The 16,721-nt window shown below is 56.4% G+C and carries 17 protein-coding genes; 11 read left to right on the top strand and 6 right to left on the bottom strand.

Annotated features, from left to right (window positions below; translation table 11 throughout):
* The first annotated feature begins 54 nt into the window (after positions 1–54).
* Positions 55–1,008 carry a YbeF family transcriptional regulator gene (locus tag ACQUTD_RS05605; RefSeq protein ID WP_072567735.1) on the top strand — a complete coding sequence of 318 codons (954 nt, stop codon included), beginning with the start codon at positions 55–57 and terminating at the stop codon, positions 1,006–1,008.
* A gap of 211 nt (positions 1,009–1,219) precedes the next feature.
* A complete protein-coding gene (gene lipA, locus ACQUTD_RS05610) occupies positions 1,220–2,185 on the top strand; it encodes a lipoyl synthase (protein ID WP_072567734.1) in 966 nt (321 codons plus the stop codon).
* Between the two features lie 80 nt (positions 2,186–2,265).
* Here lipA and tatE read toward each other — a convergent pair whose 3' ends face one another.
* Together tatE and ACQUTD_RS05620 are read right to left on the bottom strand one after the other, a co-directional pair.
* Positions 2,266–2,469 (bottom strand): twin-arginine translocase subunit TatE, encoded by a 204-nt coding sequence (gene tatE, locus ACQUTD_RS05615; protein WP_072567733.1) that lies wholly within the window; start codon positions 2,467–2,469, stop codon positions 2,266–2,268.
* 126 nt (positions 2,470–2,595) lie between these two features.
* Complete coding sequence (locus ACQUTD_RS05620) at positions 2,596–3,384, bottom strand: deaminated glutathione amidase (RefSeq protein ID WP_072567732.1); 789 nt, start codon at positions 3,382–3,384, stop codon at positions 2,596–2,598.
* Between the two features lie 87 nt (positions 3,385–3,471).
* On the opposite strand from ACQUTD_RS05620, the gene crcB reads away from it, so the two are divergent.
* Complete coding sequence (crcB, locus tag ACQUTD_RS05625) at positions 3,472–3,855, top strand: fluoride efflux transporter CrcB (RefSeq protein ID WP_318376905.1); 384 nt, start codon at positions 3,472–3,474, stop codon at positions 3,853–3,855.
* A 66-nt stretch (positions 3,856–3,921) separates the two neighbouring features.
* Here crcB and cspE read toward each other — a convergent pair whose 3' ends face one another.
* Complete coding sequence (gene cspE, locus ACQUTD_RS05630) at positions 3,922–4,131, bottom strand: transcription antiterminator/RNA stability regulator CspE (RefSeq protein WP_004100146.1); 210 nt, start codon at positions 4,129–4,131, stop codon at positions 3,922–3,924.
* A 193-nt stretch (positions 4,132–4,324) separates the two neighbouring features.
* Positions 4,325–4,903 carry a lipid IV(A) palmitoyltransferase PagP gene (gene pagP / locus ACQUTD_RS05635; protein WP_473274319.1) on the bottom strand — a complete coding sequence of 193 codons (579 nt, stop codon included), beginning with the start codon at positions 4,901–4,903 and terminating at the stop codon, positions 4,325–4,327.
* Between the two features lie 258 nt (positions 4,904–5,161).
* Between pagP and dcuC the strand changes: the two genes are divergently transcribed.
* The 6 genes from dcuC to ptsP all read left to right on the top strand — a co-directional run bounded on the left by dcuC (position 5,162) and on the right by ptsP (position 12,977).
* Positions 5,162–6,532, top strand: a complete 1,371-nt coding sequence (gene dcuC, locus ACQUTD_RS05640; RefSeq protein WP_072567730.1) for an anaerobic C4-dicarboxylate transporter DcuC — start codon at positions 5,162–5,164, stop codon at positions 6,530–6,532.
* A gap of 201 nt (positions 6,533–6,733) precedes the next feature.
* Positions 6,734–7,057, top strand: a complete 324-nt coding sequence (locus ACQUTD_RS05645; RefSeq protein WP_072567729.1) for a PTS fructose transporter subunit IIB — start codon at positions 6,734–6,736, stop codon at positions 7,055–7,057.
* 22 nt (positions 7,058–7,079) lie between these two features.
* Positions 7,080–8,327, top strand: a complete 1,248-nt coding sequence (locus ACQUTD_RS05650; protein ID WP_473274318.1) for a PTS transporter subunit EIIC — start codon at positions 7,080–7,082, stop codon at positions 8,325–8,327.
* Between the two features lie 17 nt (positions 8,328–8,344).
* The gene (ypdF, locus tag ACQUTD_RS05655) at positions 8,345–9,430 is read left to right on the top strand and encodes an aminopeptidase (protein WP_473274317.1); all 1,086 of its coding nucleotides are present in this window, start codon (positions 8,345–8,347) and stop codon (positions 9,428–9,430) included.
* Positions 9,430–10,488, top strand: a complete 1,059-nt coding sequence (gene ypdE, locus ACQUTD_RS05660) for an aminopeptidase (RefSeq protein ID WP_473274315.1) — start codon at positions 9,430–9,432, stop codon at positions 10,486–10,488. The genes ypdF and ypdE overlap by 1 nt, the downstream gene beginning before the upstream one ends.
* The gene (gene ptsP / locus ACQUTD_RS05665; RefSeq protein WP_473274314.1) at positions 10,482–12,977 is read left to right on the top strand and encodes a phosphoenolpyruvate--protein phosphotransferase; all 2,496 of its coding nucleotides are present in this window, start codon (positions 10,482–10,484) and stop codon (positions 12,975–12,977) included. Before ypdE ends, ptsP begins: the two co-directional genes overlap by 7 nt.
* A 2-nt stretch (positions 12,978–12,979) precedes the next feature.
* Here the strand turns inward: ptsP and ACQUTD_RS05670 are convergent, their stop codons facing one another.
* On the bottom strand, positions 12,980–13,789 hold the full coding sequence (locus ACQUTD_RS05670; protein WP_473274313.1) for a helix-turn-helix domain-containing protein: 810 nt from the start codon (positions 13,787–13,789) through the stop codon (positions 12,980–12,982).
* A 227-nt stretch (positions 13,790–14,016) separates the two neighbouring features.
* Here ACQUTD_RS05670 and rnk point away from each other — a divergent pair, with 227 nt between their 5' ends.
* Both rnk and uspG read left to right on the top strand, forming a co-directional pair.
* On the top strand, positions 14,017–14,427 hold the full coding sequence (rnk, locus tag ACQUTD_RS05675; protein ID WP_072567724.1) for a nucleoside diphosphate kinase regulator: 411 nt from the start codon (positions 14,017–14,019) through the stop codon (positions 14,425–14,427).
* Positions 14,428–14,609: 182 nt separating this feature from the next.
* Entirely contained in the window at positions 14,610–15,038 is a 429-nt protein-coding gene (gene uspG / locus ACQUTD_RS05680) for a universal stress protein UspG (RefSeq protein WP_072567723.1), read from the top strand.
* A gap of 72 nt (positions 15,039–15,110) precedes the next feature.
* Here the strand turns inward: uspG and ahpF are convergent, their stop codons facing one another.
* The gene (ahpF, locus tag ACQUTD_RS05685) at positions 15,111–16,673 is read right to left on the bottom strand and encodes an alkyl hydroperoxide reductase subunit F (protein ID WP_318364735.1); all 1,563 of its coding nucleotides are present in this window, start codon (positions 16,671–16,673) and stop codon (positions 15,111–15,113) included.
* Positions 16,674–16,721 lie beyond the last annotated feature (48 nt).

Raw genomic sequence — 16,721 nt, forward strand, 5'->3', positions numbered from 1 at the left:
TCACACTTATTTGTAATGCATTATTCATCGCATGAATAAATTCGGAGTTTACGCGTGGATTATAATGACCCGTCGGAAAATCGAATAACAGAACGTCCCGAGGACGCAAAACCGCAGATCTTCCGTACATTGCGCAATATCGATCTTAATTTATTGACGATTTTCGAAGCCGTTTACGTGCATAAAGGCATTGTGAATGCGGCAAAAGTGCTTAATCTCACTCCGTCAGCCATCAGCCAGTCCATTCAGAAACTCCGTACTATCTTTCCCGATCCGCTGTTTATCCGTAAGGGCCAGGGCGTGACGCCAACGGCCTATGCGACGCATTTGCACGAATATATCAGCCTGGGACTGGAGTCTATTCTGGGGGCGCTGGATCTCACCGGTAGCTATGATAAACAGCGCACCATTACGCTGGGCACGCCGCCCTCGCTTGGCGCGCTGGTTATTCCGACCATTTATCAGGCTATCAAAGCACAGTCGCCGCATTTGCTGCTGCGCAATATTCCCATTAACGACGGGGAAAGCCAGCTCAGTCAGTTTCAGACTGATTTAATTATCGATACGCATCTGCCGAGCACCCGCGCGCTTAATCAGCATGTGCTCTATTCTGACCGTCTGGTGCTAATGTGCCGAAAAGATCATCCTTGCCTGCAACAGCCCATTACTGAAGAGGCGCTGCGCCAGTATGAGCACACGATGTTGATGCTGGAAGGACAGCACCTGAGCGTATTACGTCAGCGCATACAGGAACTCTTCCCTGAGCGTCAGGTGAGCTTTAGCAGTTACAATATGTTCACCATTGCAGCACTGATCGGCAACAGTGACCTGTTGGGGCTGATGCCCTTCCGTTTATTTACCCTGTTTAGCGCCTGCTGGCCGTTACAGGAGATTGAATTCCCGGCGGTCAGCAATGAGCAGATTGAAATTTCTCTGTATTACAACAAGTTGAGTATGCGCGATCCGGTACTGGAAAACGTCATCAATGTAATATCCCGTGCATTCTGACGGGAGAGTTTGCCTGACATAACGGCGGCGTGCCCTGGCAGTAAAGGCACAAATCAACAACTATTTTACAATTTGCCGGGCCGTCAGGCTGCTTTATCACCCTTTTCAATGGTATACTGCGGCGCAGCTAATTCAAAAATAGTTGATAAATACAACATTCCCTTGAATTGAAAAGCTTTCCTTCGTTATTCGCAACTGGAACACGCACGCTATGAGTAAACCCATTGTGATGGAACGCGGTGTTAAATACCGCGACGCCGATAAGATGGCTCTTATCCCGGTCAAAAACGTGGTAACAGAGCGTGAAGCCCTGTTAAGAAAACCGGAGTGGATGAAAATCAAACTCCCGGCAGACTCCACCCGTATCCAGGGTATCAAAGCGGCTATGCGCAAAAACGGCCTGCACTCTGTTTGCGAAGAGGCGTCATGCCCGAACCTTGCGGAGTGTTTCAACCACGGCACCGCCACCTTTATGATCCTCGGCGCGATTTGTACCCGCCGTTGCCCGTTCTGTGACGTTGCTCATGGTCGTCCGGTCGCGCCTGATGCGAATGAACCGAATAAACTGGCGCAAACCATCGCTGACATGGCGCTGCGCTATGTGGTGATCACCTCCGTGGATCGCGACGATCTGCGTGACGGCGGCGCACAGCACTTTGCTGATTGTATCACCGCCATCCGCGAGAAAAGCCCGACCATCAAAATCGAGACGCTGGTTCCCGATTTCCGTGGTCGTATGGATCGCGCGCTGGACATCCTGAACGCCACGCCGCCGGATGTGTTTAACCACAACCTGGAAAACGTGCCGCGCGTCTACCGTCAGGTACGCCCTGGCGCGGACTATAACTGGTCGCTGAAGCTGCTGGAGCGTTTTAAAGAAGCGCACCCGGAGATCCCGACCAAATCCGGTCTGATGGTCGGCCTGGGTGAAACCAACGCCGAAATCATCGAAGTGATGCGCGATCTGCGTCGCCACGGTGTCACCATGTTGACGCTGGGTCAGTACTTGCAGCCAAGCCGCCATCACCTGCCGGTACAGCGCTACGTCAGCCCGGACGAATTTGATGAGATGAAAGCCGAAGCGCTGGCGATGGGCTTTACCCATGCCGCCTGCGGCCCGTTTGTGCGTTCGTCCTATCACGCCGACATGCAGGCGAAAGGTCTGGAAGTAAAATAAGCACGACATATTTACTTACAGATGCGCATAAAAAAACCGGCCTGATAAGCCGGTTTTTTTGCAAGCCTGGGGCATTGCTATCACTCTTTGTGAGTGAGTTTCTCTGCGGCGATGTCACCGTCTACGGTTTTCTTCGCGCTGCTGTCATCGTCGTTCATGGCTTTCTTAAAGCCTTTGATGGCTGCGCCAAGGTCACCGCCGAGCGTACGTAACTTTTTGGTACCAAACAGCAGCACAACCAGAGCGGCTACCACCAGCAGTTTGGTAATACTAATCTCACCCATAAATACCTTCTTTCATAAAACAGGCTGCGAAATGCGCCCTAAAACCTGACGTTATTAACGGTCATATGACGCGCGCACACAATAGCAATCTGTAACAAGGTGAATCAAGTGTTGTTTAAAAAAACATCACAATAATTGCGGTGGCGCAAAGCGACGGTTTTTAAGCACCGGCAGCTTTTCGCGCGTCTGCATTATACGCTCTCGCGTTAGCTCTGCAAAAATCAGCTGCGGATCTTCAGCGGCGGCCGCCAGCGTCACACCCTGTGGATCGATAATCCGGCTCTGTCCGATGTTGCGATTACCGCACTCCCCGGCGGCGATCAGATAACAGGTGGTGTCGAGCGCACGGGCCGCCAGCAGCGTAGCCCAGTGCTGCTCTTTCAGCGGGCCGCGCACCCAGGCGGCGGGTAACACCAGCAGATCCGCGCCCCCTAATGCCAGCGACAGCGCCAGCTCCGGAAAACGCAGATCGTAACAGGTCATCAGCCCGACATTCATGCCATCAATCTCAATCAGCGGGGCAATATTATCTCCCGCGTCCACCTGTGCGGATTCCAGCATACTGAAGGCGTCGTAGAGATGCAGCTTGGCGTAATGGGCGATAATCTCGCCGCCGCGGATCGCCACCAGCGTATTGACCGCCCTGCCCGCCGTGGAAGGCACATGCAGGGTCAGCACCGTGGTCATAGTATTGCCGTGGCTTGCCTGCAACAGGCGCGTGATAAAGCCGCCATCCAGCGGCTGCGCCGATTTCACCGACAGCGTCGGGTCGTCATCCCGGCGCGCGAGTAAGGCTTCCGGCAGCACCAGTAAAGCGGCCTGCTGCGCGACCGCCTGTGCCATGAGGTCGGCACAGATCTGCGCATTGGTTTCCCAGTACGGCGTCACCGCAAATTGTCCCGCTGCCACCCGCATCGTCACTCCTCAGCTTTTTGCGATAGTCATATTATTCTGACAGCATTACACTCATTCCTCTGACAAATCAAATAGCAGGACATAGCGGTGGGACAACTTCTTTTGGCGGTATTTATTGGCGGCGGAACCGGAAGTGTACTGCGCTGGTTTTTGAGTCTGCGCTTAAATCCTGCTCATCAGGCTATCCCTGTGGGGACGCTGACGGCGAACCTTATTGGCGCATTTATTATCGGTATGGGGCTGGCCTGGTTTAACCGGATGACGCATATCGATCCGCTATGGAAGCTACTTATCACTACCGGCTTTTGCGGCGGACTGACCACCTTTTCCACCTTCTCAGCGGAGGTCGTCTTTTTATTACAGGACGGGCGTTTTGGCTGGGCGATGCTGAACGTGGCGCTGAATCTTTTCGGCTCTTTTGCCATGACCGCGCTGGCGTTCTGGATTTTTTCCACCGTCAATGCGCAGTAACCGCTGCGCTCAGCGCAAAAAAAACCCGCTTCTCAGCGGGTTTTTGAATTCTGTCTTATCGCTAACTTAGATAGGCATTACGTTAGCAGCAGAAGGGCCTTTGGCACCGTTAGTGATTTCAAACTCTACGCGCTGACCTTCAGCGAGGGTTTTGAAACCATTGCTCTGGATTGCAGAGAAGTGTACGAACACATCTTTGCTGCCATCTTCCGGAGTAATGAAACCGAATCCTTTGGACTCATTAAACCACTTAACGTTACCTTTAATCTTAGACATCTAAATTACCTTTACATGAAAATACGACACAAATGCTGTGTCGGGTATCAGTACAACAATTGTTATGGGTTTTGTCCAGTCGATATTTACGAAAAAGTGATTAATGTCGCGAACTTTTTTGCTCCTGCGGGGTTATCGCCTTTCAGGTCACGCACAGAGAATGCTCTTCTTTTTACTGGTAAAAATACCGCCGTTAAAACTGAAAACGCATCCAGGCAAAGTAGACATTACCGTTATTATAGGTTCCTGGAATGTAAGTCATCTGGAAGGTCGCCGGACCATAACCCACCGAAGCCAGGGGTAATACTAACGGCACGGGGATATACTTCCAGTTATCGCGGGCGGTAACCCCGGCCGTAAAGCCCAGGCCCATATGGAAGTTATCATCCGCCAGCGGACGCCAGGTTTTCTCCCAGCCATAGCCGCCGATGGGTTCCCATTTGTTATAAGAATCTTTAAACGCCATCAGATAAAGGCCGTGCCAGTTACCTTTATCATCCCAGCGCGACTGGCCAAAACCAGCCCCCCATGGGCGTTCATTATAACGGTCGGTTTTCTCTTTATCGTAAGCGAAACGGGCATGCCAGGTGATAGCCGGAACGTATAAATCATAATGTTCCGGCTCCTGCCACGTCTGCCCGACATTATCACTGAAGGTGTTCAGCCAGGCTTTTACTGACGTGGCTGCGCTTACAGGGTGGGTCAAAATTAACAATACCAGCAGATAAAATTTGTTCAGACAGGACACTAGCTCTTTACCATGGTTACTCATCAATCGTGATGGTGGCATAATTTATCTGAATGGATCCTTAACGAAATGGGGATGGTCTGAAAGCCAGCAGCTAACGCCCTTGCCTTACCTTTCTGCAGCATGTCCGGTAACCGTAAGAAAGAAGCGACGCAACCCATCCGTTTATTGATTTTAATCAGCTACGTTCGCCCGTTATTTGGGCACATTGCGTCTTTGTTTTTTCACTCACTTATTCTTTCACGGAATGCTTTAGCGCAATTCTGTCTCTTTGGGGAAACCATGTTAACGTTTATTGAACTGCTTATCGGGGTCGTGGTGATCGTGGGCGTCGCGCGCTACATCATCAAAGGCTATTCCGCGACGGGCGTGCTCTTTGTGGGCGGTCTGACGCTGTTAATCATCAGCGCCCTGATGGGTCATAAGGTACTGCCCGCCAGCGCCACCAGCACCGGCTATAATGTCACCGACATCGTCGAATACATAAAAATTCTGCTGATGAGCCGTGGCGGCGACCTCGGTATGATGATCATGATGCTGTGTGGCTTCGCGGCTTACATGACGCATATCGGCGCCAACGACATGGTGGTCAAGCTGGCGTCCAAACCGCTGCGTTATATTAACTCTCCCTATGTGCTGATGATTGCCGCTTATTTCGTGGCCTGTCTGATGTCACTGGCGGTTTCCTCCGCGACCGGCCTTGGCGTATTGCTAATGGCCACCCTGTTCCCGGTCATGGTTAACGTAGGCATCAGCCGCGGCGCAGCGGCGGCAATCTGCGCCTCGCCGGCTGCCATCATTCTGTCGCCGACCTCCGGCGATGTGGTGCTGGCCGCGAAAGCCGCAGAGATGCCGCTGATTGATTTCGCCTTTAAAACCACGCTGCCCATCTCCATTGCGGCCATTATCTGCATGGCGATCGCGCACTTTTTCTGGCAGCGCTATCTGGATAAAAAAGAGAACATCACCCCGGAAATGCTGGATGTGAACGACATCGTCACCTCAGCGCCGTCGTTCTATGCCATTCTGCCGTTCACGCCCATTGTCGGCGTACTGATTTTTGACGGTAAGTGGGGCCCGGAACTGCACATCATCACCATTCTGGTGATCTGTATGCTGCTGGCCGCCATCCTGGAGTTCCTGCGCGGCTTTAACACGCAAAAAGTGTTCTCTGGCCTCGAAGTGGCGTACCGCGGTATGGCCGACGCCTTTGCGGGCGTGGTGATCCTGCTGGTGGCGGCCGGCGTCTTCGCCCAGGGCCTGAGCACCATTGGTTTCATCCAGAGCCTGATTTCCATCGCCACCTCTTTCGGTTCCGCGAGCATTATTTTGATGCTGGTGCTGGTGATCCTCACCATGCTGGCCGCCATGACCACCGGCTCCGGTAACGCGCCTTTTTATGCCTTTGTGGAGATGATCCCCAAACTGGCCCACGAAGCGGGCATTAACCCGGCCTATCTGTCGATCCCGATGCTACAGGCGTCTAACCTTGGTCGCACCATTTCACCGGTTTCCGGCGTGGTGGTAGCAGTGGCCGGGATGGCAAAAATTTCGCCGTTCGAAGTGGTAAAACGCACCTCTGTTCCCGTTGTAGTGGGTCTGATTGTGGTGATCGTCGCCACTGAAATCCTGGTGCCGGGCATCGCTGGTTAAGCCTCGCATTAGCCAGGGGCGCAGTGTCATAAAGACGCTGCGCCCTTTTTGTTTGTGTCTCTCCTTTAGCCTCCTTCGCGACCTGCGTCACATTTCCCCTTCACCGCATTAAAAATCCAGTCAATGCATTATTTATCCGGTAACCCGTCCGCTAAACCCTCACCATAATCCCCTCAGTCCCACTCATATCAGGAGTTCATCATGACCAAAAAACTTATCGCGCTCTGCGCCTGCCCTATGGGCCTTGCCCACACTTTTATGGCCGCCCAGGCGCTGGAAGACGCCGCAAAAGCCGCAGGCTACGAGGTAAAAATCGAAACTCAGGGCGCGGACGGGATCCAGAACCGCCTGACCGCGCAGGACATCGCCGAGGCGACGATCATCATTCACGCCATCGCCATTACGCCGGAAGATAACGAGCGCTTTGAATCCCGCGACGTGTACGAAATTACGCTTCAGGACGCCATCAAAAATGCCGCCGGAACGCTGAAAGAAATTGAAGACATGATCGCCGCAGAACACTAATCCCTGGTAAGAGGATCAGCACATGGCCATTAAAAAACGCAGCGCAACCGTGGTCGCCAGTCCTTCAGGGGTAGCGGCGACGGTCAACAACACTGTGGCCACCCGTCGTCGCTTTTGGGGTGAGTTACCGCAACATATTATGTCCGGCATTTCACGCATGGTGCCGACGCTCATCATGGGCGGCGTTATCCTCGCGTTTTCACAGCTTATCGCTTACAGCTGGCTGGATATTCCCGCCGATACCGGCATCATGGACGCCCTGAATTCCGGGCAATTCACCGGCTTTAATTTATCGCTGCTGAAGTTCGCCTGGCTGTCGCAGTCGTTCGGCGGCGTGCTGTTTGGCTTTGCCATTCCGATGTTCGCCGCCTTTGTCGCCAACTCCATCGGCGGCAAACTGGCGTTTCCGGCGGGATTTATTGGCGGGCTGATGTCCACTCAGCCCACGCAGTTGCTGAGCTTTGACCCGGCCGCGCTGCAATGGGTTACCACCGCGCCGGTGCCGTCGACCTTTATCGGCGCGCTGATCATCTCTGTTGCCGCCGGTTATCTGGTGAAGTGGATGAATCAGACGTTCCGCATGCCCGATTATCTGCTGGCGTTTAAAACTACCTTCCTGATACCGATCCTGTCGGCGATTTTTGTTATGCTGGCGATGTACTACGTGATCACGCCCTTTGGCGGCTGGATCAACGGCGGCATCCGCACCCTGCTGACCGCCGCCGGAGAAAAAGGCGCGCTGATGTATGCCGTCGGCATCTCCGCCACGACGGCCATCGACCTGGGCGGGCCGATCAATAAAGCCGCCGGTTTTGTCGCCTTCAGCTTTACCACGGATCACGTCCTGCCGGTCACCGCCCGATCTATCGCCATTGTCATTCCGTCGATTGGCCTTGGCCTTGCCACCCTGCTTGATCGCCGTCTGACCGGCAAACGCCTGTTCAGCGCCCAGCTGTACCCGCAGGGCAAAACCGCGATGTTCCTGGCGTTTATGGGCATCAGCGAAGGGGCGATCCCCTTTGCGCTTGAAAGCCCGCTCACCGCTATCCCGTCCTATATGATTGGCGCCATCGTCGGCTCCACCACCGCCGTGTGGCTTGGCGCAGTGCAGTGGTTCCCGGAATCGGCGATCTGGGCGTGGCCGCTGGTGACTAATCTTGGCGTCTATATGTTCGGCATCCTGCTTGGCGCGGTGATCACCGCCCTGCTGGTGATTGTCTCGCGCAATATGCTCTATCGCCGGGGCAAACTGATAATCGACAGCCTGTAATGACAAGGATAAATACCATGACACTGCTTAGCCGCCTGCGTGACTGGCTGTCGGACAATGCGCTGGATGCGGTGCTGATCGCCTCCCGGCAAAATAAGCTGCCGCATCTGGGCATCGCCACCAGTTCAGGTTATGTGCTGATTACCCGTGAACAGGCGCATATTCTGGTGGATTTTCGATATTTTGCCGACATCGCCGACCGGGTTAAGGGCTACCAGCTGCATCTGCTGGATGCCACACATACCATGCCGGTAGTGGTCAATCGCCTGCTGGCCGCTGAAAACATCGCCACCCTCGGCTTTGAAGGCGAGCACGTCAGTTGGCAGACCGGCAACCAGTGGCGCGAGGCGCTGAACGCCAGCCTGGTCAGCGTGTCGCTCGATCCGTTACGGCAGATAAAAACCACGGCGGAAATCGCGCTGATCCGTGAAGCCTGCCGCATTGCCGATGTCAGCGCCGACCACATTCGCCGCTTTATCGCCCCCGGTATGCGCGAACGTGAAGTGGCCGCCGAACTGGAGTGGTATATGAAACAACAGGGGGCGGAAAAGCCCTCGTTCGACACCATTGTGGCCAGCGGCGCGCGCGGTGCGCTGCCGCATGGCAAAGCCTCAGAAAAAGTTATAGTCGCGGGTGAGTTTGTGACCCTCGATTTCGGCTGCCAGTACCAGGGATACTGTTCGGATATGACGAGAACTTTCCTTGTCGCCGGACGCGACACGCCGCCCGAAGAGACGTCGCTTTACGATATTTATCAGATCGTCTTACGCGCACAGCGGGCGGCGATTAACGCCATCCGCCCCGGCGTGCTGTGCCGGGAGGTGGATGCCGCCGCACGCCGGCTCATCGCTGACGCAGGCTATGGCGATCGCTTCGGCCATAACACCGGCCATGCGGTCGGAATAGATGTGCATGAAAATCCGCGTTTCGCGCCTTCTGACGCCACGCCTTTACAGCCGGGCATGGTGCTGACCGTCGAGCCGGGGATTTACCTGCCCGGCGAAGGCGGCGTGCGCATCGAAGATATGGTGCTGGTCACCGACAGCGGTCATGAGGTGCTGTATCGCCAGCCGACGGAACTGCAACTGACGGGAGAATGCTGATGGATGTCGCATTACTGAAAGCGCTCAGTGAGGCGGATGCCATTGCCGCCGCCGAGCAGGAAGTGCGGGATATTTTCCTTCACGAAGCGCAGAAGTACGGTAAAGCGGTGCAGTTTGACGGTCTGGGGTCGGTGCTGATCCGGCTTAACGGCAGCGCCGGACCAAAAGTAATGATTTGCGCCCATATGGATGAAGTTGGCTTTATCGTACGCAGCATCAGCCGCGACGGGGCGATTGAGGTATTGCCCGTCGGCAATGTGCGCCTGAGCGCGCGCACCCTTCAGCCGGTGCGCATCACCACCCGCGACGGACAGAAAATTCACGGCCTGCTGGACGGCGACGCCCAGGGCGGAAATCTGCGCGTCGATATCGGCGCCGCAAGCCAGCAGGAGGTCAGCGCCGCAGGCATTGCCCCGGGCGATCGCGTTACCTTTGCCAGTCCGTTTCAGACGCTGCCCCGCCAGCGGGTGATGGGCAAAGCTTTTGACGATCGCCTCGGCTGCTGGCTGCTGCTGTCGCTGATGCGTGAACTGCACGCCACGCCGCTGCCCTGCGAGGTCTGGCTGGTCGCCAGCTCCAGCGAAGAAGTGGGTTTGCGCGGCGGGCAGACTGCCTCCCGGGCGGTGCAGCCTGATGTGGCGCTGGTGCTCGACACCGCCTGCTGGAGCAATAATTTTGATTACGGCCCGGCCAATAACCGGCAGATCGGCAAAGGGCCGATGCTGGTGCTGTACGATAAATCGATGGTTGCGCCGCCGAAGCTCGCCGCGGCTGTGCAGAAGGTAGCGCATGACTGTGGCATTACGCTGCAAAACGATATGTTCAGTAACGGCGGCACGGATGGCGGCGCGGTTCACCTGTCCGGTACCGGCGTGCCGACTATTGTGCTGGGGCCGCCCACGCGTCACGGTCACTGCGCGGCCTCCATTGCCGATCTGACGGATCTGGCGGACACGCACCGCCTGCTGGTGGCGCTGATCAACGCGTTTACTGCCGCAACGGTCAACGATCTGACGGATTTCAGGTCAGGTTCTCTTTCAGGGAGTCATTTATGTTAACCATCCCCTTTTACTGCCCGCTGCCAAACGGCCTGCATGCGCGTCCCGCCTGGGCGCTGAAAGAGCAGTGCGCCGCCTGGCACAGCGATATTCGCTTTATTAATCTGCGCCTCAACACCCAGGCCGACGCCAAAAGCTCGCTGGCGCTGGTGAGTACTGGCACACTGTTTAACGACAGCTGCCGTCTGGAAATCAACGGCAGCGATGAAGAGGCCGCCCGCCGGGCGCTGGAGCACTATCTCGAACACCAGTTTATTGACAGCGATAGCCTGCCGCCCCCGCAGGCAGCCCCGTCTGCCACGCCGTTGCCGCGCTCGCTGGCCCGGCTTAATCCCACGCTTATTCATGCCAGCGTACTGGCAGGCGGCATAGGCGCAGGCCGTCTTACCGTCTGGCAACACGATAATCTTGATCGTTACCGGCAACTGCCCGCCCGCGCGGAAGATAACGCGCGGCTGGAGCACAGTCTGGCGGCGCTGGCCGAACATCTGAACGGGCAGTTGCAGGCGCTGGATGGCGAAAGCAAAACCATTATCAGCGCCCATCTGTCGCTGATCCAGGATGCCGAATTCAGCGGTAATATCCGTCGGCTGATGAGCGAGCAGCGCCAGGGGCTGGCGCAGGCGATCATCACGAATATGGAGCAGGTATGCGCGAAACTGGCGGCCTCCGCCAGCGACTATCTGCGTGAGCGGGTCAGCGATATCCGCGACATCAGCGAGCAACTGCTGCACATCACCTGGCCTGAGGTGCGGCAGGGCAGCAGCCTGACGCTGAATCAGCCGACGATTCTGGTGGCGGAAGACGTCACGCCGAGCCAGTTTCTCGGCCTCGATTTAGATTATTTAAAAGGCATGGTGCTGGAAAAAACCGGGCGCACCTCGCACACGCTGATCCTCGCCCGCGCCCACGCTATTCCGGTATTAAGCGGCCTGCCGCCTGCCTCCCTCAGTCTGCATGATGGCGCTGAGTGCATACTCGACGGCGAATGCGGCGTGCTGGTGATGGCGCCGGACGAGGCAGTGAACGGCTATTATGCGCTGGCGCAAAAGCTGGCGATGAAACGCCACCAGCAGCAAATCAACGATGCCGGTTTACCGGCGATAACCCGCGACGGACACCGCGTTGATATCGCCGCCAATATCGGCAGCGCGCTGGAGGCCCCCGCCGCCTTTGCCAGCGGCGCGCAGGGCGTCGGCCTGTTCAGAACGGAAATGCTGTTTATGGATCGCGACAGCGCCCCGGACGAGCAGGAGCAGTTCGAAGCCTGTCAGCAGGTGCTGATCAGCGCCGGCGATCAGCCGGTGATTTTCCGCACCATGGACATTGGCGGCGACAAACATATTCCCTATCTGCCGATCCCTCATGAGGAAAACCCGTTCCTGGGTTATCGCGCGGTGCGCATTTATCCGGAGTTTGCCGATCTGTTTCGCACGCAGCTGCGTGCCATTCTGCGCGCCAGCGCGTTCGGCAATGCCCAGTTGATGATCCCGATGGTGCACAGCCTCGATCAGATCCTGTGGGTGAAAAATATGCTGAAGTCGGTGCGTGCCGAACTGAAAGCGGAGGGATTGCGCGTCGCCCCCACCCTGCCGCTGGGCATTATGGTCGAAGTCCCGTCGGTGTGCTTTATCATCGACCACTTCTGCGAGGAGGTGGATTTCTTCAGCATCGGCTCGAACGACATGACGCAATACCTCTATGCGGTGGATCGCAATAATCCGCGCGTTTCGCCGCTGTATAACCCCATCACACCGTCGTTCTTGCGTATGCTGCGCCAGATTGTCAGCACCGCGCACCGCCATCATAAGCGGGTGGGTATTTGCGGTGAGCTGGGCGGCGAAAGCCGTTATCTGCCGCTGCTGCTGGGGCTGGATCTGGATGAACTCAGCATGAGCGGACCACGCATCGCGCCGGTGAAAGCGCTGGTGCGCCAGCTGGATTATGCGGCCTGCCGTGAGCTGGCGGAGAAAGCCTGCGAGTGCCGCAGCGCAGAGGAGATCGAGCTGGCGTTAAATAATATCGTGGTGCATGAAGCGCCGCGCCCGCTGCTGGCGCTGGAAACCATTTGCGTTGGCGAGCCGCTCGCTTCACGTGAACAGGTGATCCAGTATTTGTGCGGCAATCTGGCGCTGCATGGCCGTACCGATGCGCCGCAGGCGCTGGAGGAAGATGTCTGGCAACGGGAGGAAATTGTCTCGACCGCTATCGGCTTTGGCGTGGCGATCCCGCATACCAAATCCCCGTGGGTGCGCCATTCCAGCGTCAGCATTGCCCGTCTGCCGCAGCCCATAAGCTGGGGCGCTGACGGGGGCGACGTGGAGATGGTGATTATGCTGACGCTGGGCGAAAGCGAAGGCATCAGCCATGTGAAGGTATTTTCGCAGCTGGCCCGTAAGCTAATGAATACCGCCTTCCGCGACGCGCTCTTTGCCGCCGGAGACGCACCGGCCATTCTGGCGCTGTTGCAGGCGGAGCTGGAGCTGTAAGCCTACTGAAAACGCGCCCGGTACTCCCCCGGCGTCAGCCCGAACTGACGCCGGAACACGCGGCAGAAGTAATCGCTGTCGCGAAATCCACAACGCAGCGCCACCTCATGTATCGGCAAATGGTATTTCTGCAAAATCATCCGCGCCTTTGCCATACGCACCTGGCGCACATAGTCCACAAAACTCATGGTCCCCTGCCGGGAAAACAGACGTGATAAATGGTTTGGGGTGATGTTAAACAGCGCGGCGACGCTCTCGCGGGTCAGCGGCGAGGCATAGTTATCCTCGATCCAGTTACAGAGGCTTTGATAAAGGAAATCCGCCCGCGGCAGGGAGCGGCCCGGCAGGCTGTTGACCACCTTCCGGCACAGATGCAGCAGGCTTAACACCAGCGGCTGAATAATGTCCTGATCCTGCGGCGTGCGGGCGAGGTGCGTGAGCGCCGTCAGCATCGCCTCCCCTTCCCCGCGCTGCGGATGGGGCAGCTCAATGTTGCGCAGCGGCTGCCGTCCCCGGCTGTCGTGAAAGGTCAGCCCCAGCCACGCCGGGGCGAACACCAGACTTAACACCATCGCCGGTTTATCTCCCGTCAGGCGGATCGCGGTCCGCGCCGGGATAAACAGCATTTCGCCTTCGCCCAGCGCACCGTATTCGCCGCGCAGCACAATATCCAGCCGCGGCCATTCTGCCAGGCTGCCGCCAGCCGCGGGTGCGGCAAACCAGATCCGCCCCAACCGCTGTGGGTTAAGTACCAGGCCACTGAGCAGGTCGGCGAAAAATTGCTGATCGGCGGGTAAGGGATTCTCTGGCATGGGCGCTCCGCTAAAAATCAGCCTGTTATCTTAGCGGATCCTGTGCGGCGGAAAGGGGATATCATTCAAAAAAAGCGGCGCGGAAAAACGCGGGTGTGAGCTATATCACTTCAATGATCGGGCAAGAATGAGTATCATCGGATCTGCTAAACCCTCGCCGTCTGACGGTGAGGGTTTTTCTTTGGATTAATTCGGTGAATGTCACCGGGAACGACATGGAGTAAGAAATGTCCAGACCTGCCATTATCATTAATGAACGAGACGCCGGGCGCATTGATCGGCTGCTGGAGCAGGCGCCCTACGCCGGGCTGCCCGTTGCCGCCGCGCTGACCGCGGAACTGGATCGCGCGCAGATGTGCGCGCCGGAAGAAATGCCAGCCGATGTAGTGACCATGAACAGTGAAGTGAAGTTTCGCGATCTGACCCGCGGCGAAATCCGCGTGCGTACGCTGGTTTATCCGGCGCAGATGAGCGACAGCACTAAACAGTTATCCGTACTGGCCCCGGTTGGCGCGGCACTGCTGGGCCTGCGCGTGGGTGACAGCATCCAGTGGGAATTACCCGGCGGCGCTTCCACCCACCTTGAAGTGATTGAAATCCTTTATCAGCCCGAAGCGGCCGGTGAATTCAATCGCTAACTCTTCTGATTAAGCCCTGCGCTTTGTCTTGCAGAGGATGCCTGCGCATCCTCTTTCCGGCACGCTCTTTTGCACAATCCTTTCCGTTACGCCTGACTTTTACAGGATGCATGACAAACCTTACAAAAATTGCGGGTTAGTTATGGTTGAATAAGCCCTGGAACTAACAGGGAGACGTAATTATGTATAAGTCCATCATTATGCCGGTAGATGTTTTTGACATGGAACTCAGTGAAAAGGCGATCCGTCACGCCGAATTTCTTGCGCAGTCCGATGGAATTATCCATCTGCTGCACGTGGTTCCCGGCTCGGCGCATCTGAGTTTATACCGCTTCGCCGCAGATATTCGCCGCTTTGAAGAGCATATCCAGAATGAAGCACAAGCGCGTCTGCAAACCATGCTCAGCCATTTTTCACTGCCACCTGAACGGCTCAAAACCCATGTGCGGGTTGGCAGCGTACGCGATGTGGTGAATGAAATGGCCGAAGAGCTGCATGCGGACGTAGTGGTGATCGGCTCGCGTAATCCGTCAATGAGCACTCACTTACTCGGATCCAACGCTTCAAGCATTGTCAGCCATGCGCATGTGCCTGTGCTGGTGATACGTTAAGCCGTTCTGAAAAACAAAGGCCCGGAAGCTGACGCCGCCGGGCCTTTGATGCAGGTGTATCTTACTTTCTTATCAGATTTTGGTACGGATCAGGTGATCAAAGGCGCTCAGTGACGCTTTTGCCCCTTCACCGGTGGCAATAATAATCTGTTTGTACGGCACGGTAGTGCAGTCACCCGCCGCGAACACACCTTTCACGCTGGTTTCGCATTTGGCGTCGATGATGATTTCGCCCATGCGGTTGCGCTCAATGGCGCCTTCCAGCCAGTTCGTATTCGGCAGCAGACCAATCTGCACGAAGATCCCTGACAGTTCCAGCTGGTGCGTATCGCCGCTTACACGGGCACGATACTCAAGGCCGGTCACGCGGGTGCCGTCGCCTTTCACTTCCGTGGTCTGCGCATTCAGGATGATGTCAACGTTTGGCAGGCTGCGAACTTTATTCTGCAATACCTGATCCGCCTTCATCTCTGGCGCAAACTCCAGCAGGGTTACGTGTTCAACGATACCCGCGAGGTCAATGGCCGCTTCCACACCGGAGTTACCGCCGCCAATTACCGCCACGCGCTTGCCTTTAAACAGCGGGCCGTCGCAGTGCGGACAATAGGTTACACCTTTGGTGCGATACTGATCTTCGCCCGGCACGTTCATGTTGCGCCATTTTGCGCCGGTGGCAATGATCACGCTGCGCGCTTTCAGCACCGCGCCGGAAGCGGTTTCAATCTGGTGCAGGCCGCCTTCTTCTGCCGCCGGGGTCAGTTTGGTGGCGCTTTGCGTGTCGATAACATCAACATCGTAATCATCCACGTGCGCTTTCAGCGCGCCCGCCAGCTTCTGACCTTCAGTTTTCGGCACGGAGATATAGTTTTCAATATCTACAGTGTCGAGCACCTGGCCGCCGAAACGCTCGCCCATCAGACCGGTACGAATACCTTTACGTGCAGAGTACACGGCCGCTGCTGCGCCCGCCGGGCCGGAACCGACGATCAGCACGTCATAGGCCTCACGCTGGTTCAGCTCATCGGCTGCGCGTTTTTCCGCGCCGGTGTCCACTTTGGCGACGATCTCCGTCAGCGTCATACGACCCTGGCCGAACTCTTTCCCGTTCATGTAGACTGCCGGAACGCCCATCACGTTGCGATCGGTGATTTCGTTCTGGAACGCGCCGCCGTCAATCGCAGTGTGTTTGATGCGCGGGTTAAGTACCGCCATCAGGTTCAGCGCCTGCACCACGTCCGGGCAGTTGTGGCAGGTCAGCGAGTAATAGGTTTCAAATTCGAAATCGCCGTCGATGTCGCGGATCTGCTCCAGCAGAGACTGCGCTTCTTTTGACGGATGACCGCCCGTCCACAGCAACGCCAGCACCAGCGAGGTAAATTCATGACCCAGCGGCGAGCCAGCGAAACGCGGGCCCTGATCGGAACCTGGGTTAGCAATACGGAACGACGGCTTACGTACCGCCAGAGTGTTATCTTCAACAAAGGTCACTTTGTCAGACAGTTCGGCGATTTCAGCCAGCAGTTCCCTGATTTCCGCCGATTTGGCGCTGTCATCCAGCGTGGCAGTCAACTCAACAGGCTTTGTCAGACGCTCAAGGTAGGCCTTAAGCTGGGTTTTCATATTTGTGTCGAGCATTTTTAATCTCCTGCTAAAAAACATCATCATGCAAGCTGCCTTATCCGG

This window comes from Enterobacter sp. K510 (assembly GCF_055804875.1).

Excerpts from the sequence above, each read along its gene's own strand:
- lipA (WP_072567734.1), top strand. The coding sequence starts at position 1,220 with ATGAGTAAACCCATTGTGATGGAACGCGGTGTTAAATACCGCGACGCC.
- tatE (WP_072567733.1), bottom strand. The coding sequence starts at position 2,469 with ATGGGTGAGATTAGTATTACCAAACTGCTGGTGGTAGCCGCTCTGGTT.
- ACQUTD_RS05620 (WP_072567732.1), bottom strand. The coding sequence starts at position 3,384 with ATGCGGGTGGCAGCGGGACAATTTGCGGTGACGCCGTACTGGGAAACC.
- cspE (WP_004100146.1), bottom strand. The coding sequence starts at position 4,131 with ATGTCTAAGATTAAAGGTAACGTTAAGTGGTTTAATGAGTCCAAAGGA.
- pagP (WP_473274319.1), bottom strand. The coding sequence starts at position 4,903 with ATGAGTAACCATGGTAAAGAGCTAGTGTCCTGTCTGAACAAATTTTAT.
- dcuC (WP_072567730.1), top strand. The coding sequence starts at position 5,162 with ATGTTAACGTTTATTGAACTGCTTATCGGGGTCGTGGTGATCGTGGGC.
- ACQUTD_RS05645 (WP_072567729.1), top strand. The coding sequence starts at position 6,734 with ATGACCAAAAAACTTATCGCGCTCTGCGCCTGCCCTATGGGCCTTGCC.
- ACQUTD_RS05650 (WP_473274318.1), top strand. The coding sequence starts at position 7,080 with ATGGCCATTAAAAAACGCAGCGCAACCGTGGTCGCCAGTCCTTCAGGG.
- ypdF (WP_473274317.1), top strand. The coding sequence starts at position 8,345 with ATGACACTGCTTAGCCGCCTGCGTGACTGGCTGTCGGACAATGCGCTG.
- ypdE (WP_473274315.1), top strand. The coding sequence starts at position 9,430 with ATGGATGTCGCATTACTGAAAGCGCTCAGTGAGGCGGATGCCATTGCC.
- ptsP (WP_473274314.1), top strand. The coding sequence starts at position 10,482 with ATGTTAACCATCCCCTTTTACTGCCCGCTGCCAAACGGCCTGCATGCG.
- ACQUTD_RS05670 (WP_473274313.1), bottom strand. The coding sequence starts at position 13,789 with ATGCCAGAGAATCCCTTACCCGCCGATCAGCAATTTTTCGCCGACCTG.
- rnk (WP_072567724.1), top strand. The coding sequence starts at position 14,017 with ATGTCCAGACCTGCCATTATCATTAATGAACGAGACGCCGGGCGCATT.
- uspG (WP_072567723.1), top strand. The coding sequence starts at position 14,610 with ATGTATAAGTCCATCATTATGCCGGTAGATGTTTTTGACATGGAACTC.
- ahpF (WP_318364735.1), bottom strand. The coding sequence starts at position 16,673 with ATGCTCGACACAAATATGAAAACCCAGCTTAAGGCCTACCTTGAGCGT.